The sequence below is a fragment of the Halomonas sp. SIMBA_159 genome (genome assembly GCF_046536035.1).
Classification (GTDB): Bacteria; Pseudomonadota; Gammaproteobacteria; order Pseudomonadales; family Halomonadaceae; genus Vreelandella; species Vreelandella venusta_A.
Genome location: NZ_JAWJBT010000019.1, coordinates 38,798 through 61,766, shown reverse-complemented (window position 1 = coordinate 61,766; position 22,969 = coordinate 38,798). Strand labels below are relative to the sequence as shown.

At 55.0% G+C, this 22,969-nt stretch carries 34 protein-coding genes; 29 read left to right on the top strand and 5 right to left on the bottom strand.

Annotation, left to right across the window (positions count from 1 at the left end):
- The first annotated feature begins 5 nt into the window (after positions 1-5).
- Both msrA and R0J87_RS13630 read left to right on the top strand, forming a co-directional pair.
- The gene (msrA, locus tag R0J87_RS13635) at positions 6-623 is read left to right on the top strand and encodes a peptide-methionine (S)-S-oxide reductase MsrA (RefSeq protein ID WP_498886796.1); all 618 of its coding nucleotides are present in this window, start codon (positions 6-8) and stop codon (positions 621-623) included.
- 10 nt (positions 624-633) lie between these two features.
- The gene (locus tag R0J87_RS13630; RefSeq protein ID WP_498886794.1) at positions 634-1,149 is read left to right on the top strand and encodes a c-type cytochrome; all 516 of its coding nucleotides are present in this window, start codon (positions 634-636) and stop codon (positions 1,147-1,149) included.
- Between the two features lie 23 nt (positions 1,150-1,172).
- Here R0J87_RS13630 and can read toward each other — a convergent pair whose 3' ends face one another.
- The gene (can, locus tag R0J87_RS13625) at positions 1,173-1,820 is read right to left on the bottom strand and encodes a carbonate dehydratase (protein WP_404345901.1); all 648 of its coding nucleotides are present in this window, start codon (positions 1,818-1,820) and stop codon (positions 1,173-1,175) included.
- A 161-nt stretch (positions 1,821-1,981) separates the two neighbouring features.
- On the opposite strand from can, the gene gorA reads away from it, so the two are divergent.
- The 4 genes from gorA to R0J87_RS13605 all read left to right on the top strand — a co-directional run bounded on the left by gorA (position 1,982) and on the right by R0J87_RS13605 (position 6,030).
- Entirely contained in the window at positions 1,982-3,367 is a 1,386-nt protein-coding gene (gene gorA, locus R0J87_RS13620) for a glutathione-disulfide reductase (RefSeq protein WP_498886793.1), read from the top strand.
- Positions 3,368-3,595: 228 nt separating this feature from the next.
- A complete protein-coding gene (gene ectA, locus R0J87_RS13615) occupies positions 3,596-4,174 on the top strand; it encodes a diaminobutyrate acetyltransferase (protein ID WP_404345897.1) in 579 nt (192 codons plus the stop codon).
- 105 nt (positions 4,175-4,279) lie between these two features.
- Positions 4,280-5,548 carry a diaminobutyrate--2-oxoglutarate transaminase gene (ectB, locus tag R0J87_RS13610; protein WP_498886791.1) on the top strand — a complete coding sequence of 423 codons (1,269 nt, stop codon included), beginning with the start codon at positions 4,280-4,282 and terminating at the stop codon, positions 5,546-5,548.
- An 89-nt stretch (positions 5,549-5,637) separates the two neighbouring features.
- Positions 5,638-6,030 carry an ectoine synthase gene (locus R0J87_RS13605; RefSeq protein ID WP_188638720.1) on the top strand — a complete coding sequence of 131 codons (393 nt, stop codon included), beginning with the start codon at positions 5,638-5,640 and terminating at the stop codon, positions 6,028-6,030.
- Between the two features lie 116 nt (positions 6,031-6,146).
- Here the strand turns inward: R0J87_RS13605 and R0J87_RS13600 are convergent, their stop codons facing one another.
- On the bottom strand, positions 6,147-6,695 hold the full coding sequence (locus R0J87_RS13600; RefSeq protein WP_498886789.1) for a DUF3833 domain-containing protein: 549 nt from the start codon (positions 6,693-6,695) through the stop codon (positions 6,147-6,149).
- Positions 6,696-6,811: 116 nt separating this feature from the next.
- Positions 6,812-7,024, bottom strand: a complete 213-nt coding sequence (locus R0J87_RS13595; protein ID WP_498886787.1) for a hypothetical protein — start codon at positions 7,022-7,024, stop codon at positions 6,812-6,814.
- 326 nt (positions 7,025-7,350) lie between these two features.
- Between R0J87_RS13595 and R0J87_RS13590 the strand changes: the two genes are divergently transcribed.
- The 17 genes from R0J87_RS13590 (at position 7,351) to R0J87_RS13510 (ending at position 17,141) form a co-directional block, all read left to right on the top strand.
- Positions 7,351-7,596 carry a hypothetical protein gene (locus R0J87_RS13590; protein WP_498886785.1) on the top strand — a complete coding sequence of 82 codons (246 nt, stop codon included), beginning with the start codon at positions 7,351-7,353 and terminating at the stop codon, positions 7,594-7,596.
- Complete coding sequence (locus R0J87_RS13585) at positions 7,593-9,422, top strand: replication endonuclease (RefSeq protein ID WP_498886783.1); 1,830 nt, start codon at positions 7,593-7,595, stop codon at positions 9,420-9,422. The genes R0J87_RS13590 and R0J87_RS13585 overlap by 4 nt, the downstream gene beginning before the upstream one ends.
- A complete protein-coding gene (locus R0J87_RS13580) occupies positions 9,419-9,733 on the top strand; it encodes a hypothetical protein (protein WP_498886781.1) in 315 nt (104 codons plus the stop codon). The genes R0J87_RS13585 and R0J87_RS13580 overlap by 4 nt, the downstream gene beginning before the upstream one ends.
- Positions 9,726-10,103 carry a hypothetical protein gene (locus tag R0J87_RS13575; RefSeq protein WP_498886779.1) on the top strand — a complete coding sequence of 126 codons (378 nt, stop codon included), beginning with the start codon at positions 9,726-9,728 and terminating at the stop codon, positions 10,101-10,103. Before R0J87_RS13580 ends, R0J87_RS13575 begins: the two co-directional genes overlap by 8 nt.
- 8 nt (positions 10,104-10,111) lie before the next feature.
- Entirely contained in the window at positions 10,112-10,570 is a 459-nt protein-coding gene (locus R0J87_RS13570) for a hypothetical protein (protein ID WP_498886778.1), read from the top strand.
- On the top strand, positions 10,554-11,216 hold the full coding sequence (locus tag R0J87_RS13565) for a hypothetical protein (protein ID WP_498886776.1): 663 nt from the start codon (positions 10,554-10,556) through the stop codon (positions 11,214-11,216). Before R0J87_RS13570 ends, R0J87_RS13565 begins: the two co-directional genes overlap by 17 nt.
- A 73-nt stretch (positions 11,217-11,289) precedes the next feature.
- Positions 11,290-11,439, top strand: a complete 150-nt coding sequence (locus R0J87_RS13560) for a hypothetical protein (protein ID WP_498886774.1) — start codon at positions 11,290-11,292, stop codon at positions 11,437-11,439.
- Between the two features lie 12 nt (positions 11,440-11,451).
- Complete coding sequence (locus R0J87_RS13555; RefSeq protein WP_498886772.1) at positions 11,452-12,261, top strand: major capsid protein P2; 810 nt, start codon at positions 11,452-11,454, stop codon at positions 12,259-12,261.
- A gap of 9 nt (positions 12,262-12,270) precedes the next feature.
- Positions 12,271-12,600: a hypothetical protein gene (locus tag R0J87_RS13550; RefSeq protein WP_498886770.1), complete on the top strand. Its 330-nt coding sequence runs from the start codon at positions 12,271-12,273 to the stop codon at positions 12,598-12,600.
- Between the two features lie 10 nt (positions 12,601-12,610).
- Entirely contained in the window at positions 12,611-12,838 is a 228-nt protein-coding gene (locus tag R0J87_RS13545) for a hypothetical protein (RefSeq protein WP_498886768.1), read from the top strand.
- Positions 12,826-13,167, top strand: coding sequence for a hypothetical protein (locus R0J87_RS13540; RefSeq protein WP_498886766.1), 342 nt, complete (start codon positions 12,826-12,828; stop codon positions 13,165-13,167). Before R0J87_RS13545 ends, R0J87_RS13540 begins: the two co-directional genes overlap by 13 nt.
- Entirely contained in the window at positions 13,157-14,191 is a 1,035-nt protein-coding gene (locus R0J87_RS13535) for a hypothetical protein (protein ID WP_498886765.1), read from the top strand. Before R0J87_RS13540 ends, R0J87_RS13535 begins: the two co-directional genes overlap by 11 nt.
- A 1-nt stretch (position 14,192) precedes the next feature.
- Complete coding sequence (locus tag R0J87_RS13530) at positions 14,193-14,708, top strand: hypothetical protein (protein ID WP_498886763.1); 516 nt, start codon at positions 14,193-14,195, stop codon at positions 14,706-14,708.
- Complete coding sequence (locus R0J87_RS13525) at positions 14,709-15,878, top strand: WD40 repeat domain-containing protein (protein ID WP_498886761.1); 1,170 nt, start codon at positions 14,709-14,711, stop codon at positions 15,876-15,878. It begins immediately after the preceding gene.
- Positions 15,879-15,880: 2 nt separating this feature from the next.
- Positions 15,881-16,549, top strand: coding sequence for a hypothetical protein (locus R0J87_RS13520; RefSeq protein ID WP_498886759.1), 669 nt, complete (start codon positions 15,881-15,883; stop codon positions 16,547-16,549).
- A complete protein-coding gene (locus R0J87_RS13515) occupies positions 16,546-16,875 on the top strand; it encodes a hypothetical protein (RefSeq protein ID WP_498886757.1) in 330 nt (109 codons plus the stop codon). The genes R0J87_RS13520 and R0J87_RS13515 overlap by 4 nt, the downstream gene beginning before the upstream one ends.
- 119 nt (positions 16,876-16,994) lie before the next feature.
- On the top strand, positions 16,995-17,141 hold the full coding sequence (locus tag R0J87_RS13510) for a hypothetical protein (RefSeq protein ID WP_498886755.1): 147 nt from the start codon (positions 16,995-16,997) through the stop codon (positions 17,139-17,141).
- 36 nt (positions 17,142-17,177) lie between these two features.
- On the opposite strand, the gene R0J87_RS13505 is transcribed toward R0J87_RS13510, so the two are convergent.
- A complete protein-coding gene (locus R0J87_RS13505) occupies positions 17,178-17,510 on the bottom strand; it encodes a helix-turn-helix domain-containing protein (RefSeq protein WP_498886754.1) in 333 nt (110 codons plus the stop codon).
- Between the two features lie 302 nt (positions 17,511-17,812).
- On the opposite strand from R0J87_RS13505, the gene R0J87_RS13500 reads away from it, so the two are divergent.
- From R0J87_RS13500 to yidD, 6 genes are read left to right on the top strand one after another with little or no spacing between them, the layout of a single operon-like run.
- Entirely contained in the window at positions 17,813-18,649 is an 837-nt protein-coding gene (locus tag R0J87_RS13500) for an ATP-dependent zinc protease family protein (RefSeq protein WP_404466318.1), read from the top strand.
- Positions 18,650-18,688: 39 nt separating this feature from the next.
- Positions 18,689-20,212 carry an inactive transglutaminase family protein gene (locus R0J87_RS13495; RefSeq protein WP_498886751.1) on the top strand — a complete coding sequence of 508 codons (1,524 nt, stop codon included), beginning with the start codon at positions 18,689-18,691 and terminating at the stop codon, positions 20,210-20,212.
- Positions 20,209-21,207 carry an alpha-L-glutamate ligase-like protein gene (locus R0J87_RS13490; protein WP_404345889.1) on the top strand — a complete coding sequence of 333 codons (999 nt, stop codon included), beginning with the start codon at positions 20,209-20,211 and terminating at the stop codon, positions 21,205-21,207. The genes R0J87_RS13495 and R0J87_RS13490 overlap by 4 nt, the downstream gene beginning before the upstream one ends.
- A 31-nt stretch (positions 21,208-21,238) precedes the next feature.
- The gene (locus R0J87_RS13485; protein ID WP_404345887.1) at positions 21,239-21,688 is read left to right on the top strand and encodes a transcriptional repressor; all 450 of its coding nucleotides are present in this window, start codon (positions 21,239-21,241) and stop codon (positions 21,686-21,688) included.
- Positions 21,688-22,161, top strand: a complete 474-nt coding sequence (gene hisI / locus R0J87_RS13480) for a phosphoribosyl-AMP cyclohydrolase (RefSeq protein WP_404345885.1) — start codon at positions 21,688-21,690, stop codon at positions 22,159-22,161. Before R0J87_RS13485 ends, hisI begins: the two co-directional genes overlap by 1 nt.
- Positions 22,162-22,172: 11 nt before the next feature.
- Entirely contained in the window at positions 22,173-22,487 is a 315-nt protein-coding gene (yidD, locus tag R0J87_RS13475; protein ID WP_498886833.1) for a membrane protein insertion efficiency factor YidD, read from the top strand.
- 60 nt (positions 22,488-22,547) lie between these two features.
- On the opposite strand, the gene R0J87_RS13470 is transcribed toward yidD, so the two are convergent.
- Complete coding sequence (locus tag R0J87_RS13470; RefSeq protein ID WP_498886749.1) at positions 22,548-22,964, bottom strand: SufE family protein; 417 nt, start codon at positions 22,962-22,964, stop codon at positions 22,548-22,550.
- Between the last annotated feature and the right edge of the window lie 5 nt (positions 22,965-22,969).

The following is a 22,969-nucleotide window of genomic DNA, read 5'->3' as shown; positions in this document are numbered from 1 at the left end:
GTGTTATGACGCTATTTACGAAACAACAGGCACCAGAAGGGCGCGATACACCCATCGAGACCAGCGACCTGCATACCATTACGGGGCACTCCATGCATCCGCCATTTCCTAATGGATACGAAGAAATCGTATTAGGTATGGGCTGTTTCTGGGGGGTGGAGCGCCTGTTCTGGCAGCAGGAAGGGGTTTATGTCACGGCAGCAGGTTATGCTGGCGGTACTACGCCCAACCCCACTTACAAAGAGACCTGCACTGGTCTTACCGGGCATACTGAAGTCGTTAAAGTAGTATATGACCCGCAACGTATCAGTCTGGAGACACTGCTGAACACCTTCTGGGAGCAGCACGATCCCACACAGGGCAATCGTCAGGGTAACGATATCGGCAGCCAGTATCGCTCCGCCATTTTCACCACGACAGCCTCACAACTGGAGGCTGCACAGCAGAGTGCAGAGATATTCCAAGCGGCTTTACAGCGCGCAGGTAAAGGGCGGATTACCACAGAGATTAAGCATCTGGATGTGTTTTATTATGCCGAGGCGTACCACCAGCAGTATTTGGATAAAAATCCAGGTGGTTACTGTGGTTTAAAAGGTACCGGCGTGACGTGCCCGATTGGCTGAGGTGTAAACAATGCTGAACCACTCTTTATCCCCAAAGCGTTTAGCGCTCTCTGCAAGCGCCTTGACGGTGTTCGGCTTACTCAGCATTGGAGCACATGCCGAGCAAGCCCCCGCTATGCCGCAATCAATTGACGACACACCGTTTAGCAGTGAGCGCGAAGCGGTTATCTGGCGCCAGGATGAACTGAAGGATTTAGAGCGGCTACTGCGACAGCTGCGCTTTGACCTGGTGAATAATCAAGATGCTCGAGGGGCCGCCCCGCGTTTAGCGGAGCTGCAAGAAAAAGCTACTAAAGCTCATTTTCTGCCCGCTTTTATTGTCGGAACCCATGGCGGAGGCTCTGATGCAAAGCCTGAGATATGGGAAGAGTGGGACGACTTTTCAGCGGGGTTTATCGATTTGGAAGAGAAGGTGAGCGTCTTGCTTGAAGCAGCGGAACAAGAAGATTATCGAGCGGCTACTCGGGCTTTTTCTGACGTGGGGCTCAGTTGTCGCAGCTGTCATCGTGCCTACCGCTACGATTAATAGCAGCGGTAGGCAGCGGGCAATTAGTCGCTAGGTTGCACGCGATCAATGCGATAAAGCGTTTCAACTTGCTCCAGGCCGCTGATAGTGCAATTTAAGTCTTTCACGCGGCCATCGCTCAAACCATACACCCAACCATGCACCGAAATGGACTGGCCTCGCTGCCAAGCACGCTGCAGGATTTTAGTTCGGCACAAGCTGTTAACCTGGGCTTTGACGTTCAACTCGCACATGCGGTCTATCTGATCGTCCATGGGCAGGTGTTCAAGCGTGTCGCGATGACGGTTGTACTGCTCACGCACAGAGTGCAGCCAGTAATCCACCACGCCGCACTCACCGCCGGTGACCGCAGCTTTAATACCGCCACAGCCATAATGCCCAACAATCATGATATGACTGACATTGAGGACATCCACCGCATACTGCACAACCGACAGAGCATTCATATCAGTATGGTGGAGGAGGTTGGCAACATTACGGTGAACGAAGACTTCGCCTGGTGGCAGCGCAATAATTTGGTTTGCGGGTACGCGGCTATCTGAGCAGCCGATCCATAGATAGTCGGGGGATTGTTGGTTGGCGAGGCGTTTAAAGAAGTCTGGATCCTCTTCACACATACGTTCCGCCCATGCGCGATTATTATCTAGCAGCGTTGCAATTTGGTCAGGCATCGAGTCTCCGTGGAGTGACATTAACAGGGTGGGGGCTTGCTCAGCGTCGCGCAGCAGCGTTTTAAACACAAGGTAGGCGTTTTTAACCTTCCTTGCATAGAAGGTCAATCTTAGCGCTTCCCACCGCGGTGGGTAAGCACGGCAGTGGATAGGAGATAACCATGTCAGCGGACGCTGAATATGATGTCGATTTGTTTGTTATTGGTGCGGGTTCAGGCGGAGTGCGTGCGGCACGTATGGCGGCAGCTGCCGGTGCCCGGGTGGCCGTAGCGGAAGATCGGTACCTTGGGGGTACCTGTGTCAATGTGGGTTGCGTACCCAAAAAACTGTATTCGTATGCGGCACATTTCCACGATAGCTTTGATGACGCCGCTGGATTTGGCTGGCACCTTGATTCACCGGCCACCTTTGACTGGCCAACATTGAGGGACAATAAAACCAGCGAAATCAAACGGCTAAACGGTATTTACCAGCGAATGTTGGAAGGTGCGGGAGTCACGCTGTTTAATGCACGAGCCCGCGTGACGGATGCCCACACCGTGACGTTAACCACTGAAGACGGTGAAGTGAGCGTCAGCGCTGTAAAAATCCTGTTGGCCACGGGTGGTTGGCCCTGGGTGCCTGAATTCCCAGGTAGCGATCTTGCCTTAAACTCTAACCAAGTGTTTGATTTGGAAACGTTTCCCAAACGCTTTTTAGTGCTGGGCGGTGGCTATATTGCGGTCGAATTCGCCAGTATTTTTAACGGCTTAGGTAGCGAGACCCACCTGATTTATCGCGGCGATCTGCTGTTGAAAGGATTTGACCAGGAGGTGCGCGAGTTCACCCGCTACGAAATGGCCAAAAAGGGCGTCAATCTTCACTTTTCAACCAACATTGCCCGCATTGAGCAGCAGCCAGAGGGAACGCTGCGGGTGGAGTTAACCACTGGTGAAACGCTAGAAGTCGATGTGGTTCTGGCTGCAACCGGCCGTAAAGCCAATATCAGCGGGCTGGGCATCGAAGCGCTGGGCCTTGCGCTTGACGACACCGGTAAGCTGCCCGTTAACGAACGCTACGAAACCCAAGTACCCTCTGTGTTAGCACTTGGCGACCTAACGGCAGGGCCAGAATTAACGCCGGTTGCGCTAGCAGAAGCAATGCAGCTGGTGGACATCCATTTTCATAAAAAAGCGCCTAGACCGCTGGACTATGCCACTATTCCCACTGCCGTTTTCTGCCATCCCAATATTGGTACGGTGGGGCTATCGGAAGAGGCTGCCAGAGAGAAATTTTCTAAAATACGGGTTTACCGCACCGATTTTAGAGCCATGAAACATACGCTCTCCGGCAGCCAGGAACGAATGCTGATGAAGCTGATTGTGGACGACGCTGCCGGTGTAGTGGTTGGTGCCCACATGGTTGGTGAAGAGGCGGGCGAGCTGATTCAGGGGATTGCTATTGCCGTCAGGGCAGGTCTGACTAAGGAAGATTTCGACCGCACAGTTGGCATTCACCCTACGGGGGCTGAGGAGTTTGTGACGATGCGAACCCCTTCACGGTATTAAAATCACTGTTTAACGCATAAAGGCGAGCCGAGGCTCGCCTTTTTTGTCTCGCGCATTGCCGTCTCTGATCTAAACTTTGACGGTAGCGTTTTCATCACCGCACGGCAAGTCCGCTTCCATTTGATAACCAAAAATTATAGAAAACCCGAGGATGAATAATATGGCTTTTGAATTGCTCATAATCAGCTGTTATAATGAAACTCAAATTCGCTACAGCGAAGCATAACCATGAGTACGCCTATCAAGCCGTTTACACCGTCAGCCGAGCTGGCACGTCCTACTGTTGCTGATGCAGTCGTAGGCCATGCAGACATGCCGCTTTTTATTCGTAAGCCTAATGCCGACGACGGCTGGGGTATTTACGAGCTTATAAAGGCGTGCCCGCCGCTCGATGTAAATTCAGCCTACGCTTATCTGTTGCTGGCCACCCAGTTTCGCGACACCTGCGCTGTGGCGACAAACGAAGAGGGCGAGATAGTGGGCTTTGTATCCGGTTATGTGAAAGATAACGCCCCGGATACGTATTTCTTATGGCAGGTGGCAGTAGGTGAAAAAGCCCGGGGTACAGGCCTGGCACGTCGTCTGGTAGAAGCGATTATGTCGCGCCCAGAATTAGACGACGTCCATCATCTAGAAACTACGATTACTCCTGATAACCAGGCATCGTGGGGGTTGTTCCGGCGCTTAGCAGCACGTTGGCAGGCGCCCTTGAACAGCCGGGAATACTTTTCTACCGAACAGCTGGGTGGAGAGCACGACCCGGAAAACTTAGTGCGTATTGGACCATTCCAGACTGACCATATTTAACCATCGGTTCGTCACACGGAGTTTGGTTGATTAAACCGTTTTCCCGTTCGTGTTGACTTAGCTGTTTTTTTCGCTTGGCTCACATAACTGATAAGGAGGTCGCAAATGCAGACCCAAACACTCGAACGCATGGAATCTAATGTTCGTACCTATTCACGCTCGTTTCCTGTTGTCTTTGCCAAGGCACAGAATGCACGCCTGACCGATGAGAATGGCCGTGAATATATTGATTTTTTAGCCGGCGCAGGCACGCTGAATTACGGTCACAATAACCCTCATCTCAAACAAGCCATGATTGATTATCTCTCCAGCGATGGAGTGGTTCATGGCTTGGATATGTGGACAAGCGCAAAACGCGACTACTTAGAAACACTCGAAAATGTCATCCTGAAGCCCCGTGGGCTTGATTATAAAGTTCACCTGCCTGGCCCAACCGGCACAAATGCAGTGGAAGCGGCCATCCGTTTGGCCCGTGTTGCTAAAGGTCGCCATAACATTGTGACCTTCACCAACGGCTTCCACGGTGTGACCATGGGGGCGCTAGCCACTACCGGTAACCGTAAATTCCGCGAAGCAACCGGCGGGATCCCGACTCAAGGCGCAAGCTTCCTGCCGTTTGATGGTTATATGGGTGAGCACGCTGATACGCTGGACTACTTTGAAAAGCTGCTAAATGACAAATCAGGCGGCCTGGACATCCCGGCAGGCGTCATCGTTGAAACCGTGCAAGGCGAGGGCGGTATTAACGTTGCAGGGCTTGATTGGCTCAAGCGCTTGGAGAGCATCTGTCATGCTCACGATATCCTACTGATTATTGATGATATTCAGGCAGGTTGTGGCCGTACGGGTAAATTCTTTAGCTTTGAGCATGCGGGAATTACGCCAGACATTGTCACGAACTCGAAATCACTTTCAGGGTTTGGCCTACCGTTTGCTCATGTGCTGATGCGTCCAGAGCTTGATAAGTGGAAACCCGGTCAGTACAACGGTACGTTCCGGGGCTTCAACTTAGCCATGGTGACGGCGACGGCCGCGCTGAAAAAATATTGGTCGAATGACACCTTTGCACGTGATGTGCAGCGTAAGGCGCGTATTGTTGAAGAGCGTTTTCAAAAGCTAGCCGCCATGCTAACTGAAAATGGCATGCCTGCTACCGAGCGCGGCCGAGGCCTGATGCGCGGTATTGACGTCGTTAATGGCGATATTGCCGATAAGATCACCAGTACAGCGTTTGAACACGGTCTGATTATTGAAACCAGCGGTCAAGATGGTGAAGTAGTGAAGTGCTTATGCCCGCTGACGATTCCTGACGCAGACCTGTTAGAAGCGCTGGATATTCTTGAAGCGTCAGTTAAATCTGTTATTAACGGCTAGTTTAGCGTTAGGCTAAGTGGCCACACGCCATTTCGTCCCTTACAGGAATAGGCAGTCAGGTATGGCTGCCATGCAACGGAGCACGTTTTATGATCGTTCGTAATATTGAAGAAGCTCGTCAAACCGACCGTCTCGTCACTGCTGAAAATGGCAACTGGGATAGCACGCGACTCGTGCTGGCCAACGATGGCGGAAACTTCTCGTTCCACATTACGCGCATCTTTGAGGGCACCGAGACGCACATCCACTACAAGCACCACTACGAGTCAGTTTACTGCATCGAAGGGGAAGGCGAAGTGGAAACGCTGGCCGATGGCAAAATTTGGCCCATCAAGCCAGGCGATATCTACATTTTGGATCAGCACGACGAGCACCTGTTGCGTGCCCACAAGACCATGCATTTAGCCTGCGTGTTCACTCCGCCTATTACGGGTAACGAAGTGCACCGTGATGATGGCTCCTACGCGCCGGCTGAAGACTAAGCTTTACATATTTAAGCAGCATAGTTTTTAAGCTTCATGTTTTGCCATCGCGTCAAAGCAGCCTAGCATTTAGCTAGGCTGCTTTTTTGATGCTGGCAGAGCGTTCGACGCGACTTTTAGCGGTCGACCTGTTCGAACACCAGCGTAATTTCTCCCAGGGCGAGACCAAATTTACGCATTTCAGTGCGGTTGATGAGCCGACCATCTGGCTGAAGGTACATCCAGTCATCCATTGTGAAGCTCAAGGTGCGACCGCTAACTTCAATATCTAGCGGATAGCGCATATGAAAGGCGTGACCATATTGCCGAGCATCCACCTGACCTTCGACGTCATTCGCAGTACCGATCCAGTGGTGTTCGTCAACGCGTTCAAATTTCCATACACGTTGATCCGTTTCGCCATCGGCAAATACAAAGGCTTCATCTAACGTCAGCGTGTCGCCTTCATAGGTGCCTGTAATGTCCACAGTAAAACGACGCTGCACTTCGCCTGAGTAGTCCTGTACCATGCCCCAGGCTCGTGTTTGGCCAACAAAGTAGTCTGCTATATCAAGCTTAGGGGTCGTGTTGGCATACTCTTCCACACTGACGTTGGCACAGCCTGCAAGCAGGAAGAGGGTAGAGAGGAGAGGAAGAACTCCAAAACGGCGTCGCATGGTCTTCATTGAAAATTCCTATATGTGATTTATCAGGCGTATAGTTATTGTAGGAGAAAGTTATGCAACACAGTAGGTTTCATTATAAAGTCCTCATCAGATGGGTTCGCATAATGTATAAAGAGTTAGATCAACGGGTTAGCTAAATAAGCCCCTACGCCATACCCCACCAAGCCCACAACCACGGGCATTGCAGCCATCTCTAAACGCCTTCCAATGTCACGCCAAATATGGGACGTGGCGTTCCCCTTCTCACGCTCAATATGCAGATCAATTAGCACTTTACAGGGGTCTAAATTTAGCAATTCAGCAGCCCTTAACCCCACGTCATCAGACATATAAGCCTCGCCTTTTACCCACCTATAAACCGTTTGGGGCTTAACCTCTAAAAGTTGGGCGGCTCTATAGTCGGAAGCCCCACCATGTGCGGCTTTCAGCGCTGTCAATAGCTCTTTTGTGTTCATTGGTCTAAATCCCTGGGACGTGACGTTCCAAAGCATGATAGACCACTATGCAACCGGGGAGCGACTATCCGGCAGGATTGAATATACACTCCTGGAGTGAATACCATGTTGTTGTCCGTCGCTGGAAAGGGGCTACCGCTCCGGGCTGGGATTGATCCCCCGGCCTTTCCAGCCAGCGCGGGAAGCGATGGGGAACAAACATGGATGCCAAGCACAATGAAACCGCTTTTGATTCTTTTACCACCGCTGCTAATGAGTTGCGGTTTTCAAGCGGCACCGCTCGCATAGCGCTGGTGTCTTGCCACTTGAAAGAGGCCGAACATGACTGCAAGCAGGCGTTTTATCACGCCCTTCATGCTGGCGACTTCGACCGGGCCGACGAAATCGGCCAAGCGCTGCTAGAAGTTCAAGCCGCCGGCGAACGCCTACGGAAGTTGCAGGCATGACTAGCTACGCCGCCGCCGTTGAACGCCAAGCCCTTGCCGATGGCCTGCTAAAGTGCGGGCCGTGGCACTGCCACGATGATGACGAAGCGCTGACCGACCACGCCAACGCCCAAGCGCGGGCGGTGGCGTTAGACGCTGCTGAGTTAGATCACGCCAAGGCGCTCGCACTGGCGATACACCGCGCCCAAGCGCACCACCTGGAAGCCCCAGACGAAAACGAAACGGGTCAGCTTAAACGGCTGGCCTGTCCTGTTTGGTGGCGTCGCCAGCTTCGCCGCCTGACCAGCCGCCGCCGTGAGCAGCGGCAGCGGGTGTTAGGCCGTGTGCATGATCGGGCCGGGATATACGTTAGCCATGAAGGCATGGCCCGCCGTAGCCGCCAGAAGCTACGCAACGCGGCGATGCTGGAAGCGGTGTTAGCCATCAATGAGCTAGACCAGAGCTATACCCTTGCCGAGCTGGCAGAGCTTGGGCTGGCAAACCCGGAAAACCGCCGCGCTGAGCTAATGCTGCGCATTGCCGACACCGAGCGCGAAGCGGTACGCCTGGGGCATGTGGGCCTATTCCTGACCATCACCACGCCTAGCCGCTTTCATGCCGTCCACCGTGGCACGGCGCGGGTCAACCGCAAATGGGAGCAAGGGGGCCATGCTGACCCCCGCGAGGCGCAAGCCTACCTCCAAAACCTGTGGAGCAAGGCGCGGGCCTTCCTGGGCCGTCGCGGCCTGGGCGTGTATGGCATCCGGGTAGTAGAGCCACACCACGATGGGTGCCCGCACTGGCATTTGCTGCTGTGGTGTGAGCCGCAAAACGTAGCTGCAGTATTGGGCGCAATTCGCAGCTATGCGCTAGAAGACTCCCCCGGCGAAGTCGCCAACGATGAAAGCGTAAGGTTCGACGCCAAGCTGATCGACCCCGCCAAGGGCAGTGCCGCCGGGTACGTGTTGAAGTACGTCACCAAAAACATCAACGGCGCGCAGAGCGTCCGGGGCCACGTCACGGGCGACCACCTGGACACCTACGGCCACGATTTAAAGACCAGCGCGCCACGCATTGAAGCATGGGCCGCGTGTTGGGGTATCCGACAGTTTCAGTTCTACGGGCTGCCTAGCGTCACGGTATGGCGGCAAACGCGCAAGATACGCGAAGCCACCGACCTTCTGGAGTGGATGGAGAGCTATGACCCTGACCCGGCCACTGTGGAGCTTATGGGCAAGCTGTGGCGCGCCTGCGATGCGGGCGAGTGGGCCGAGTTCCTGCGCATCATGGGCGGGCCGATGACCCGACGCGATGACCAGCCAGTAAAGCCGTGGACTATCGAGCGCCTGCGTTCTGCTGACGAATTGCAGGTGGGCGCTTATGGCGACGTTAAGCAAAGCATTATCGGCGTGGTGGTCAACGGTACTGAGTGCATGACCCAGCAGCATTTCTGGCATGTGGAACAGACGCCGAAGGATGCCGCTTTTGACCTGGAGTCTTTGACCTTCGACGGCTCCGCCGTCGCTTGGACTCGTGTAAATAACTGTACGCAGGGTGCACGAAACCCTGACCAGTTGGAGCGGTTGAAGCGCTGGAACGACAACATGACCGCCATTTTCCGCCACACCTACCCAGCAGCCGACCCGGCCACCGTGGCCGCGCTGCGTGAGCAAGTACGCATCGACGTATCGAAGGCCGAAACCAGCCGCGTGATGCGTGAAGAAAACGAGCGTGAAGAAGCCGAACGAAAAGCCCGGATTGAAGAAGGGCAACACCTACTTATAGCGATGCTTGCCAAGGGCGAGCTATCACCCAACGACATAGACCCAAGGGCACTAACCGCATGACCAACGAAGAACTAGCGCAACGACGCGCACAGCTAAACCAAAAGGCCTACCGGGTGGCGGGCCTGCATCCGATGGTAGCCGCCGGGGAGATCAAAGCCGCCGCGCTGTTGGCCGCTGAGATCACCAGCGAGCTAGCACGCCGGGAGATTGAGCGATCAGAGAAAGGGTGCGAACACCCCTGGATAGAAATCCTACAAAAGGGGCTAACCGATGAAGCTAGGGAGCGCATAAAAAGGGAGAACGAGGAAGATAAAACAAATAATCCGTTGCATGAATTATATGAAAGAAACGGAAAGCCAAAAGATGAGTAACCCAACACTAGGCACGGTGCAGTGCCCAACCTGCAACACCGAAGGGGCCGAAGTACGCCAGACCAAGCGGCGCGGGGCGCGGCTTTACTGGCAGTGCAGCGAATGCGGTCTAAACCAACCGACCGGGGCCAAGATTCAGGAAAAGCTGTGGCGCGACACCGCTTGGAATACCGGGGCCGAACCGACCCGACCGGGCAACGTGGCAAGCGAGCTAGAGCGCTCGACCCCTGCCGAGTTTGACCCAACGGAAGCGGAACCCGAAGCGACACCGCAACCGACCAAACCGACACACCAACCAAGCACGGGCCGTGGCCTGGGCGTTTTGCTCCTGGGCGCGTTGGGCCTGGGCGTATTCTTATCGACAAAGTAAGAGGATTTATGACCGTTGACGCAGTAGCGCAAACCCAAGACGCCGCCGAACTGGTGGAAGCGATGGCCGAAGAAGCCCAACGCGAGGAGGGCTACGAGCAGCAAGAGCAGGCCGCAGAAGGTGACTGGTCAAGCGCTGAACAGGATGAACAGCAGGTTCAAGCGCTGGCAAAAATGGCCGTGCAAGGCGTTGAAATGGCCGCCGAGCTAATCAAGCCAGGTCACAAGCTGGACGCCGAAAGCCGTGCGCAAGGTGAAGCGGCCATGATGCCCGTAGCGCAAGACTTCGCCGGGGAGTTGCCAGAGTGGCTAAAGCCCTACGTGCATTACTTAGCCGCGGGCTTGTGGATGGGTGGCGTGATGGTGGGCGCGTACAAGGCGAAACGGGAAGAAGAAGCCGAGCAGGAAAAACAAGCGAAGGCAAAGCAGAAAGAGAGCGAAGGGGGCGCGGATGGCCTGCAACCCTGATACCAGCCTGAAAAACCGCCATAGGCTAGTTTTGGGGGCCACCGGGGCCGGTAAATCGCAGCTTATCCGGGCGCTGATACCAGACAAGGGCATCAGGCTATTAGGCTGGGATACCGACGAAGATCACCCCGGCCACCACTTTGAAACGCGGGCGGCATACGCCGGGGCGGTGGCAAAGGCGCTCAAATCAGGGCGACCGTTTCGCCTTATGTGGGCCGGGGCCAACGACATTAAAACCTTTGAATGGTGGTGTTCACTGGTGTTTGTCGCCTTGGATGGCCGAACGCCAACCGAAATCTTAATAGAGGAGTTGGCCGACGTGTCGCCTAGTTCGGGCAAAGCGTCGCCTAAATTTGGCGAGCTAATCCGCAGGGCGCGCAAGTACAACGGCGGGCTAACGATGGCGTCACAACGGGGCACCGAGATTAGCAAAACGGTCTACACGCAGGCCGCAGAGTTTTGGATAGGCCGACAGGAAGCCACCGACCTACCGCGTATGGCACGGCTAGCGGCAGTGAGCGAGGCACGGCTAGGCGCGGTGCAGAACCTCGACTATATCCGCAAGCAAGGCGCGGAGATCGCCTTTCACCGCCTGCAATTCAAGGGAAACCGCCGCGTTTTAACCGAACTGAGCGAAAACCGCTAGACGTTTGAGCGAAGCGGCCACCACCGTTAGACCCGGCACTTACGCCGGGTTTTTACGTTTAAAGGATAAAGAAATGCGAATTTGGCGCGACATCGAACGCAACATTGATTGGTCAATCGTGGTTAGCGGCATCGCTACCGCCGTGATCGTGGGCGGCAGCGTGTACGCGATGCGAAAAGTGGGCCTGACCACGCCCGCTAAAATCATCAGCGCTGGCAAGTAAGGGGAGTAGACCATGCGAATGACTGTCCGTATGCCGTCACTGTCCAACGTGGCCGCTGGTGGTACTGCCACGCTGAACATGCCCGTTGGCCGTACTTACGACAAGCTGACGCTCGACTATTCAGGCATTGAACGCTCACAGATGCAGAACATTAAGCTCTTAATCGACGGCAAACCCGTGATGGAGTTTAGCGACGGTGCCGAGCTGGCAAGCCTAAATAAATACTATGGCCGACACGACCAAGCCGGGTTTTTAACCCTGTGGTTCGTGCGCCCCGAAATGCAGAGCTTAGAGCATCAGCGCGTAACCGCGTTGGGCACGGGTAACGCAGCGGGTGAAGGCCGTATTCAGACGCTACAGCTTGAAATCGACATTCACCCCGACGCGGCAGACCCCAAGATCAAGGCCAAGGCGGTGCAGTCTGACCCCAAACGCCTGGGGCAAATGACCAAGGTGAAGCGCTTTAGCTACTCAAGTGCCACCAGCGGCGCGTATGAGATCGACAACATACCGAAGGGCCCACGTATTCAGGCTATCCATTTTATTAAGGAAGCTGACGATATTAACCACGTGGAAGTAGAGCAGAACAGCCGCAAAGTGGTAGAGGGCGAAGCGACATTATTGCGCTACATGCAGAAGGAGTCGGGCCGCACACCGCAAAGCAAAATCTTGTCGGTCGACTTCACCCAAGAGGGTGACATTTTCCAAACGCTGACCACCAACCCCAACCGGGTACAAGATCAGCGTTTCCGCCTGGACTTGGCAACCGCCGGGGCCGTCACTGTTCTGGTGGAGTACATCGACACCTTTGCAGGTATCTAAGGGGGCCAAATGGCAGCAGTTGACACCAGTTTTTTGGATGCCTGGAACCCCCTGAACAGCACGCAAGGGGGCACGGGTGGAGGCCAAACAGTGAACGGATTTTTCGACATTCTCGACAACGGGCTTGGCGCGTGGGTAGAGCTAGAAAAGGTCAAGGCAGGCGCGGCGAACGGTGCCTATGGGCAAAGCGCTACCCGCGATGCCGTGACCAGCAACGGCCAACCCATTGTTGATACAAGCTACTTGCCCCAATTCACGGCGGGGCTAAATCAGGGCAAGCCTAGTGCATGGCTGATCGTGGGCGGCTTAGCCGTTGCGGCCTACCTGATTCTGAAATAAGGGGGCCGGGATGGTAGCTCAACCACTATCGCGCATGATGCCCATGCCCATCAGCGGGGGCCATGCAGGGCCAAGCACAAGCGGGGAAGGCGGCTCGTCCGATGGCATGGGGTCGCTGACCGTTGGCGACTACTACGCCAGCGGTTCCCGTGTGCGCAAAAGCGAAGGCATCAGCGCCTTTCACCTAGCCGCTATTGTCGGCGCGGTGGCCCTGGTGGTGTACCTATGGCGGAAATGACCCCAGAAGATGCCGCCATTTTGGCGGCAGCTATGGGCGACGACGCCGAGGAGATCAAGGCGCAAGTCGCCAGCGGCGCGGCTTCGCTACTGCGCTATGCCGATGGTTCCCGCATCGTGCTACGCCTGGAAGCCAGCGCAGTAGGGCAAGAGCTGGTGATCGTGGCCGGGGCCGGGGCCGGGGCACGCGAAAAAGTGGCCGAGCTGTGCGACATGGCAACCGGGCGCGGGTGGTCGGTACGCTTCCACACCAAGCGGCCAGCCTTGGGCCGCATGTTAGAGGGGCTGGGCTTCACCGAAAAAGAGAGGGTTTTTATTTATGGGGGGTAGCTCATCAAGTAGCACGTCTCGCAACTACAACACCAGCAACACCAGCCAGCAGGGCGAGGCGGTCGCCTACGGCACAAATAACGTTATCAACGTAGAGCAGGCCGACGCGGTAGCGCTGGATAACATCGCGCAAACGCTAGGACGTGGCATTGAAGAAATATCACGGTCCAGCGCTGACCAGTCGCGAGACAACAGCAACGCGCTACGCGACCTCATGCGAGAAACCAGCTTCATTAACGCCGATAGCCTGGACTTTGCCGAGGGGGCCAACCGCGACAGCCTGGACTTTGCCGAAGGGGCCAACCGCGACAGTTTGGACTTTGCCGAAGGGGCCAACCGCGACGCGCTCGGTTTCGGCTGGGACATGGCAAAAGAGGCGTTCTACAGCGTAGACGGTGCAACCCGCGAAGCGCTACGCGGTATGCAGGACACGCAGCGGGATACCCTGGACTGGGCAGACGGCATTAACAGCGATTCGCTGCGCATCGTGGAAGATACCAACCGCGACAGCCTGGACTTTGCCGAGGACGTAATAGGCGACGCGCTAAAGGCCAGTGATGACGCGCTTTATTTTGCACAAGACACCAACCGCGACAGCCTGGACTTTGCCGACCGGGTAAACCGGGACAGCATGACGCTGGCCGAGCAGGTCACGCAGAGCTTAACCACCGCCAACCGTGACAGCATGGACTTTGCCGACCGTATGAACGCGGAGTCATTAGCGATGGCTGACGGCGTGGCGGCGACCTTGGCAGAGAGCAACCGCGATAGCCTGGAATTTACCGACCGAGCCAACCGCGACAGCCTGGACTTTGCAGGCGACGCACTGGCGGGCGTGGTAGGGCTGGCACGGGAAGCGCAAGCCGCTGGCGAAACGGGCACACAGCAGGCAATGGATTTTGTCAGCGGGTACACCGAGCGCGCACAGATCGGCAGCGAAGGCGAAGGGCTGCGCACACTGGCTTGGGTATCGGGTGCCGTGGCGTTGGGCTTAATCGGCATGGCATGGGCCGCAAGGGGATAGCATGAACGGAGCTTTAAGAGATCATCGGTTGACGCTGGCAGGCGGCGAACAGATCGACGTAAACACGGTAGGCAATTACTTTCGCGTGATCGACGCCGAAGGCGGCACCGTAAAAGTAAATACCGACGCGGGCGACGCCTTCACAGTGCGCGAAGGTGAAGGGGCGCGGGTGCGCTCGTTTCAAGTGCTACGGGTGCAGAATACCGACGATGTAACGCGCCGGGTAACGATGATTATCGGCAGCGGTGAGTTTGAGAGTAGCCGCACCGTGGGGGCCGTGACGCTCAACCCAGCGGGCACCATTCAGGAAGTGGGCGAGATCGCCGCAGGCGACACGGTGCCCGCCAACGCAGCGCGGCAAGAGCTGGTAATGCGGGCCGGGGCCAATAACGGCCAAGCCGTCACGGTGGCGGGAATCCCGCTACAACCGGGCGACGTGTTCAGTCTGGGGGTAACCGGGCCTGTGGCGGTGGGCGGCGAAGCGGGCGACGTGCTACACGTCGCGGAGGTGGTTTAAATGGCTAGCATCGTACCAGCAGGGGCCAGCGTGCCAGCCGGGGCACTGGTCTATATGCCCTTTGAAGCCAAAAGGGGCTATGTAAGAGCAAGCGGCCAAAAGTTAGACGCGAATGAGGCACCCGGTCTAAGGGGGGTTTTTGCTAAAAGAGGCTCCAAAATTGGCGACAGCCAGGTATTAAAAACGTTTAGCTTTGGTAATGGCAGCGTGCTTGCAGTCTCGAAAAGCGGCCAATACGCCGCGTTAGGTGGGCGCACAACGGGAGCCTTAGAGCTAATCGACTTAAACACGGGAAGCATTGACGAATTAACAAGCGTACCGCTTGGAGATTTTGAATCAGCTAGAGCGTTGGCGTTTAGTGATGATGAAACGTTGTTAGCCGTGTCGGGTGATAACGGGGTTCATATTGTCAATGTTGAAACCAGAGCCTTAGAGCAAGAGATAACGCTAACGCAGGGGGACGCCTGCGCATTTAACAAAACCGGGGATAAGCTCGCTGTTTCGTATGGGGTAGGGATTGAAATTTACGAAACAGCTACATGGGCAAAAATCCATGACATGCCTTTGCAACAGGCGATAGCGCTTACCTTTTCAAATAATGGCGAATACGTCGCCATAGTTCACAAACGGGACACCGTGCCCGATACGCCTAACAATATGCTGACCGTGGCAAAAATGGTCGGGGGTAGCGTAGAGCTATCAAACGTATTTGAAGGCTTAGAGCATGAAGAGCATACAGCAGGCGGCTTTGTCAGTTTTGATAGCAATGACCAACAAGTAATTGCCGGGGTTTATAGAACAAGCCTAAACGACCCTGCAACGGGTAAGAGCGTCAAGGTAGACGTTGGCGAATGGTCGGAGGTGGAAATAACGGGCGAAAAGCTGGCTTATGCCGAGTTTTTAAGCGTGGCCGGGCAAGAGTTCGTTTTAACCTCGAATGTAAACGGCAAGCTCGAAATGCGAGATAGTCAGGGGTTCACCGTTTTCGATGAGCAGCAAGTGTTAGACGGGCTGATAAAGCCGTCTCATGGCAAAGAGGCGAGGTTTTATTATGTGGATGGCTCCAAAATTCAGGCCGTCAGCATTGAGGCAGCAGACTATTATGCGTTGCCTAACGTGCCTTCAAATGAGTTTGGCGGCCTAGAGTTCAACGCCTTTATCAAGGTGTAACGATGAATCAGCGCGGCTTACTACTACTCGCCACGCTGGCGGGCCTGGGCTACCTCGCCAGCCAAAAAAAGGGCGGCATTGCCCCCGATATGCAGCTAGGCAAGTACCTGGGGCAAGCCGCCGATACCGTAGCCGACACCGTTAAGGGGCTGGGCATTCCCTATAAACCGGGCGCGGTGGGAGAGGGCAGCGGCCTAGAGTTGGGGTGGCTCAAAGATTGGGCCATGCCGGACACCACACCAATTTGGGAATCTTGGGATATGACGACACGGCAGCCGCGAGGCATCCGCAACAACAACCCCGGCAACATTGAATACACGGGCACGCAGTGGCAAGGGCTGGACGACCCGCCGACCGATGGCCGCTTTATGCGCTTTGTGTCGCCTGCGTATGGCATCCGGGCGCTAACGCGGGTACTCAACACGTACCAGAGCCGCCACGGGCTGAATACCATCCGGGGCATTATCGACCGCTGGGCACCGAGCTTTGAAAACAACACCAGCGCATACGTCAACAGCGTAGCCGCACAAACGGGCATTGGTGCCGATGCACCGCTTAACACGTTCGACCCCGGCACGGCGGTAGCGCTGGCAGCGGCGATTATTAAGCACGAGAACGGCCAACAGCCGTACAGCGTGGCGCAACTGCGGCAAGGGGTATCAATGGCATGAACGTAGACCGTTTAGCGCTGCTGGCCCTGGTGGGCGGCGGTGCGTATGTGGTCTGGCAGATCGGGCAGCGCGGCCAGAAAGCCTACGATGGGTACATACAGACCGCAGGCCGACCCGTGACGCCAGACGTTCTAAAACTCTTCCCGCGTACCAGCATTGGCCAACTGGTCAACATGATAGCGGGGCAATTCACCACCGACTTAGTGACGGAAGGCATGAGCGCAGAGCAAACCGAGCTATTAGCACTGAAAGCCGTCAAGGACTTTCAAGCCTACGAGAATCGGCAGCGCATGTTAGAACAAATCGGAACATCAGGGGCATTTTAATGAAGCTATCACCAAAGCAGACACGCGGCGCGGCCTTCGCCATTACGGGCCTATTGGGTTTTTTCACGGGCAGCTTTTTGCCGCCTGAGATCGTAGCGGAGATTATTGGGGCTTTTTAAATGGAAGGTACACAACTAATTGAAGCCATCAACGCGGGTGGCAATCTAGGCTTACTAATGATGGGCCTTTATATGATGCGGCTAACAAGCCGGGTAAACCGCCTGGAAATTATGGGAGAGCTACAGCGGAAACAGTACGGCCACTAGCACGCCGCCATGATCGACGGCGCGCAATACTAGACGTTAAAAGGCACCGCTAACCGGATGAAAACGCCTAAGATCATCAGGCACCCAGCGACGGCCATCCGGGGCCACCATCGCCGCATAGCGGGCTTTATTGGGCTTTGGCCCTTCCTGAATGATGAACCTGAAACCTTCCCAGCGTGGGAAAGGCACCACCTGACCCGATAGGATAGCGAGCAGCTTGGCCCGTTCTGGGCTGATACGCTGCTGACCCGTGGCCCAACGGTACGCGGTTTTAGGATGCACCCCTAAAAGCTCCACCGCCTGCGCTTGCGTCACGTAAGCCCAACCCCAAGGCGTTTCTAGCTCAATTGCTACATGGTATTTTTTCACGTTATTGGCTCCCTACGATTAATAAAAATCATCAACCCGTTGTGCAAACGGGAGGGGGCGCATGGGGGGTAAAATGCTGTATAAAAGGTGCCATTATCTGAGCCGACATTAAGGAAGAAATGAGGACAAACAGCAGGCACAAAAAAAGCGCCTACTAGCGCCTATCTATTCTTCGGGTTCGCATAATATATATTATGTTAAATCAAACAATCTAAACAGATGAAAAACCGCTGCCATGTTGGACAAGCGGTCTCCCTTCTCCTTATCATTCGTGCTCTTATTGTCCAAGGATATCCCTCGTTATGCGCTCAGGTGTTTTATGGCTAATGGCCGGTTTGTCGATGTCGTTTGCAGGCTGCGCAGTGACACAGCCAGAGTCAAATGAGCCGCCGCCGTTAAGCGAGGCGTCATTTAATAGTCGCATCCTTGAGCTTGAGACGGCTCTGTCTCAGCAGTGCGAAGCCTCCACTGTGTTTAATGAGCAGCAGCTTAGCCAGCAACAGGCACTGACCGCCGATGTCCGTGAGGTGGGCAGCCTACTGCGTCACTTGCGTCAAGAAGTGGCAAGCTTAGAAGCCCGTAGCGAGGAGCCCGTTATTGTTCGCGAAGAGTGTCGCGTGGAAACAGCGGTAGATAATAAAACGCTGCTTGGCCGTAGCGAATGGGTTGGCTTGCCCAGCATTGGCACTTACCTAAAAGCGCGTGTTGATTCAGGAGCTAACACGTCCTCCTTATCGGCTGCTGACATCACTCGCTTTGAGCGCGACGGTGAGGACTGGGTGCGTTTTAAACTAGCACTCAATGAAGATGACGTGGTTGTCGACCAAGTCCGCGACGAGTGGATCGAAGCGCCCATTGAGCGTCGTGTGAAAATTGTCCAGGCGTCTGGTGAAGAGTCACGTCCAGTCATTTCACTGCTCATGACGTTAGGCCCCATTCGTGAAAATGTTGAGTTTACGCTTAACGACCGTACTCACCTGGATTACCCGGTGTTACTTGGCCGTCGTTTTATGCTCGATATTGCCACCATTGACGTCGCTGAAACCTACTTGCATGAACGCCCTGAGTTTCCGGGTGGCGCGCCCTCTGAAGAAGCGGCTGATGATGAAGCGGCCGATCAAGACGATACCGAAGAGTAATACCAACTCCCCTGCCGCTTTACGCTGAAAGGAATCACCATGTCACGGTTGCCGTTTTATTTTATCGTTGGATTGCTGCTGCTGGTGGGCATCGTCGCCAGCGTGCATCGTCATTTGCAGTTTGAGATCCCCTGGTTCCCCGGCGAGCAGCGCCAAGTATGGGAAATTGAAGCCGTTATTAACTTCAATGCCCAAAATGGCCCGGTACAAGTGGATTTAGCGCTGCCTTCTCATCAGGCAGGTTTTCGGGTACTCACCGAAAACACCGCGTCTTCAGGCTATGGATTAGCTTACCAAGCCGATGAGCTGGGCCGTCAGGCGCAGTGGACTATCCGTGATGCGGCGGGCAGCCAGCAGCTTTACTACTCGGTTCAAATGTTAGTATCGCCTGACTCACGCTCGCCAGTGCAAACGCCGCCAGCCATCCCATCGGTTACTCCCTGGGATAGCCCTTACGATACCGCTGCCAACCAGCTTATCGATCGCGCGTGGGACCGCAGCGCCAATAACGCGACGTTTGCCCGCGAGCTGATTCTAGATATTAACGGCGAGCGGCAAGGTGAAAATGCGCGCCTGCTGCTGACGCAAATGCAGCCGTCGCCCCTCATCGTGCGCTTGCTCAATCAAGCAGGCGTGCAAGCTAGAGAAGTCAGCGGATTGCTGCTGGAAGATGGTCGCCGCCGCCAAACGCTGAGCAGTTGGATTCAGGTATTTGATCAAACAGCAGAGCAGTGGGCGCTATTCAACCCTGCTACCGGCGAACAAGGGCAGCCTGAAAACTTGCTGCTTTGGGAAACGGGTAGTCGCGCGGTGTTAGAGGTACAAGGTGGTACTAACTCACGCGTCTCCTTCTCGATGCTGACTCACTATCAGCCCGCTTCTGCTGCCGTGCGCAATCACTACTCCGACGACACGCTGCTGAATTTCTCGATTCATAGCTTGCCGTTAGAAGAGCAGGCACTGTTTCAGACGATTCTGCTGATCCCCATCGGTGCACTGGTGGTTGTGTTCCTGCGAGTGCTCGTTGGTGTGAAAACGTCGGGTACCTTTATGCCCGTCCTTATTGCCCTGGCGTTTATTCAAACCACCCTACTCACCGGTTTGATTGGCTTCCTGCTCATCGTGGCGGTTGGCTTAATTATCCGTAACTACCTCTCGTACCTCAATTTGCTCTTAGTGGCGAGGGTCTCGGCGGTCATTATTACGGTTATCGCCATCATCTCGATCTTTACCGTACTGGCCTACCGCATGGGTCTAAGCGCCGGCTTAACCGTCACTTTCTTCCCGATGATCATCTTGGCCTGGACCATCGAGCGGATGTCGATTCTATGGGAAGAGGAAGGCCCGAAACAGGTATTGATCCAGGGCGGTGGTAGCCTACTTACGGCGGTGCTGGCGTTCCTCGCGATGAATAACCCGTGGGTGCGTCATATCACCTTCAACTTCCTGGGTGTGCAGCTTATTTTGATGGCCTTTATTCTGTTACTGGGTAACTACACAGGCTACCGCCTGCTGGAACTTCGCCGTTTCAAACCCATTACTGAAGATGAGAAGCCTTCATGAGCTGGTTAAAGAATTGGACCTGGCCAACCCGCCTTCGGGATAAAGGCATTGTGGGCATGAACCGACGTAATATCCGCTACATTGGTCGGTACAATGCCCGTCGGTTATACCCGCTGGTGGACGATAAGCTCAAAACGAAGCTGCTCGCTCAGCAATACGGTATTACCACGCCAGAACTTATTGGTACGGTGACCACACAGTTTGGCGTCAAGCATATGAGTGACATGCTTGAAGGCCATCAAGGCTTTGTTGTCAAACCGGCGAAAGGGAGTGGCGGTAAGGGTATTCTTGTGATTGAAAAGGTCGAAAACGGCCTTTTCTACAAACCTAGTGGTGCTAGCCTAACAATGGAAGATATTGAGCGGCACGTCTCAAATCTTCTATCCGGCCTTTATTCGTTAGGTGGCTCTCCCGATGTGGCGGTCATTGAAACGCTGATTAATTTCGATGAAAGCCTGCTGGAGTACACCTACGAGGGCGTTCCTGACATTCGCGTTATCGTCTTCAAGGGCTACCCCGTGATGGCTATGATGCGTCTTTCTACGGCGGCATCGGATGGTAAGGCCAACCTTCACCAAGGCGCTGTAGGGGTTGGCTTAAACATCGCTACTGGGGCGGCGCTCCGTGGTGTTCAATTCGATCGCCCATGCTACAGCCATCCGGATACCGGCCATGATTTGGCTAGCCTTGTCGTCCCCCAATGGGAAACGCTGCTCCACCTGGCGGCTGGTTGCTATGAAATGACGGGGCTGGGCTATCTGGGTACCGACATGGTGCTGGATCGCAAGCATGGCCCTATGCTGCTGGAGCTAAACGCCCGCCCCGGCTTGGCGATCCAAATGACCAATGGTGAGGGGCTGCGGCGTCGGCTTGATTTGATTGAGCGTCAACCTGACAACGTCCCGGTGGCGAAACGCGTTGCCTTTGCCCAGCATCACTTTGCGCGCAAGAGTGAGCTGACCGAGACGCCTGACACCCCTTCGGCAACAGCGTAGACTACACGCGAGACGTTCAACGAGTAATCTAATGACTGAAGCGAATGCGCTATTGCAGCAAGCAGAATCTCAGTGCCACACGCGCGGTGTACGGTTTACTCCGATACGCCGCCGTGTGTTAGAGCTTATCGCTGAAAACGGCGGCGGGCTGAAGGCGTATGACCTGCTGGATCAGCTCTCAACTGAGCATGCGGCGGCGCGCCCACCTACTGTTTATCGCGCGTTAGAATTTCTGATTGAGCAGGGTTTGGTGCACCGTATTGAGTCACAAAATGCTTATGTGGCCTGCGCCTGCCCTGAGCATACCCACGGTTTTCAGCTCTTAATCTGTCGTCACTGCGGTTACGTTGAAGAGCTGCATCTCGATGAAATTAGCGACCAGCTTGCTGCTCTGGCACAGCGCCAAGGCTTCAACGTTGAACGTCAAACTATTGAGCTTCAGGGCCTGTGCCAAGCGTGCCGACCAGCGAGTAATGCGTAATGTCTTCTTTTGATCAACTAGCCCCAAAGGCACTATTTAAAGCACTGGAGTCGGCATCTACCAATGATGCACTGCCAGAGCTGAATGTGCTACTGGATGCCGTACGCTTTAATGCCGATGGGCTTCTTCCCGCGATTGCACAGCAACACGACACCGGCGAAGTGCTGATGATGGCGTGGATGAATCGTGAGGCGCTGGAAGAAACCCTAACTACGCAGCGAGTTTGCTATTTCTCTCGTTCGCGCCAGGCGTTATGGCGTAAAGGCGAAACCTCTGGCCAGCAGCAGCGGCTTGTCAGCGCTGCGCTAGACTGCGATGGTGATACGCTCTTGCTGCAGGTAGAGCAAACCGGCCCAGCTTGTCATACCGGACGGCGTAGCTGTTTTTATGTATCGCTGAGCCGTGATAAGGCGACTATTACCAGTGAGCCGTTGATTGACCCGACCACACTTTACGGTAAGAAAACGCCGTGAAGCCTAGGCTGATGGCAGTGAAGCAGTGGTTTCGCAAGCTGCTGACCGTCATCATGGTGGGCTGCATACGTGTGTACCAATACACCATCAGCCCGCTGCTAGGCCCGCGATGCCGGTTTTGGCCTAGCTGTTCTGCTTATACCATCGAAGCTATTCAGGTGCATGGCCCGTTGAGAGGCGGATGGATGGCTGCTAAGCGCATTGTTAAATGCCACCCGGGCAACCCTGGCGGCATGGACCCAGTGCCAGGAGGTAGAAGCGAGCAGCTATGCCGAGAGGATGATGCCTCCCCTTCTGAACGCTGCCGCTCCTCCTGCCACCATTAAATCTAGCTGTCTATCTACCTATCTATATCTACTTACTGAACTACTTACCTACCACGCTGACTACCCCTGTTTAGCAACCTGATAAATACGCTCCAGCATGGCATGTAAGCCATTGCTGCGGGTAGGCGATAGGTGTTTATCCAGCCCCAGGTCTTGTAAAAAGTGCGGCTCAGTTTGGTTGATTTCTTCTGCCGTCCGTTCGCTGTAAATGCGCAGCAATACAGCAATCAAGCCTGACACAATCGCGGCATCCGATTTCGCTTTAAACACCAAACGTCCGGCCTGCTCCTCGTGGCACATCCAGACATTGGACTGACACCCTTGGATCTTATAGTCGTCAGTCAGCCGCTCAGCGGGAAAGTCAGGCAGCTGCTTACCCATATCGATAATGTATTGATAGCGATCCATCCAGTTATCAAACATTTCAAACTCTTCGACCAGCTCCTGTTGGGCTAGCTCTGCGCCTGAAGTTGCCATGGCGT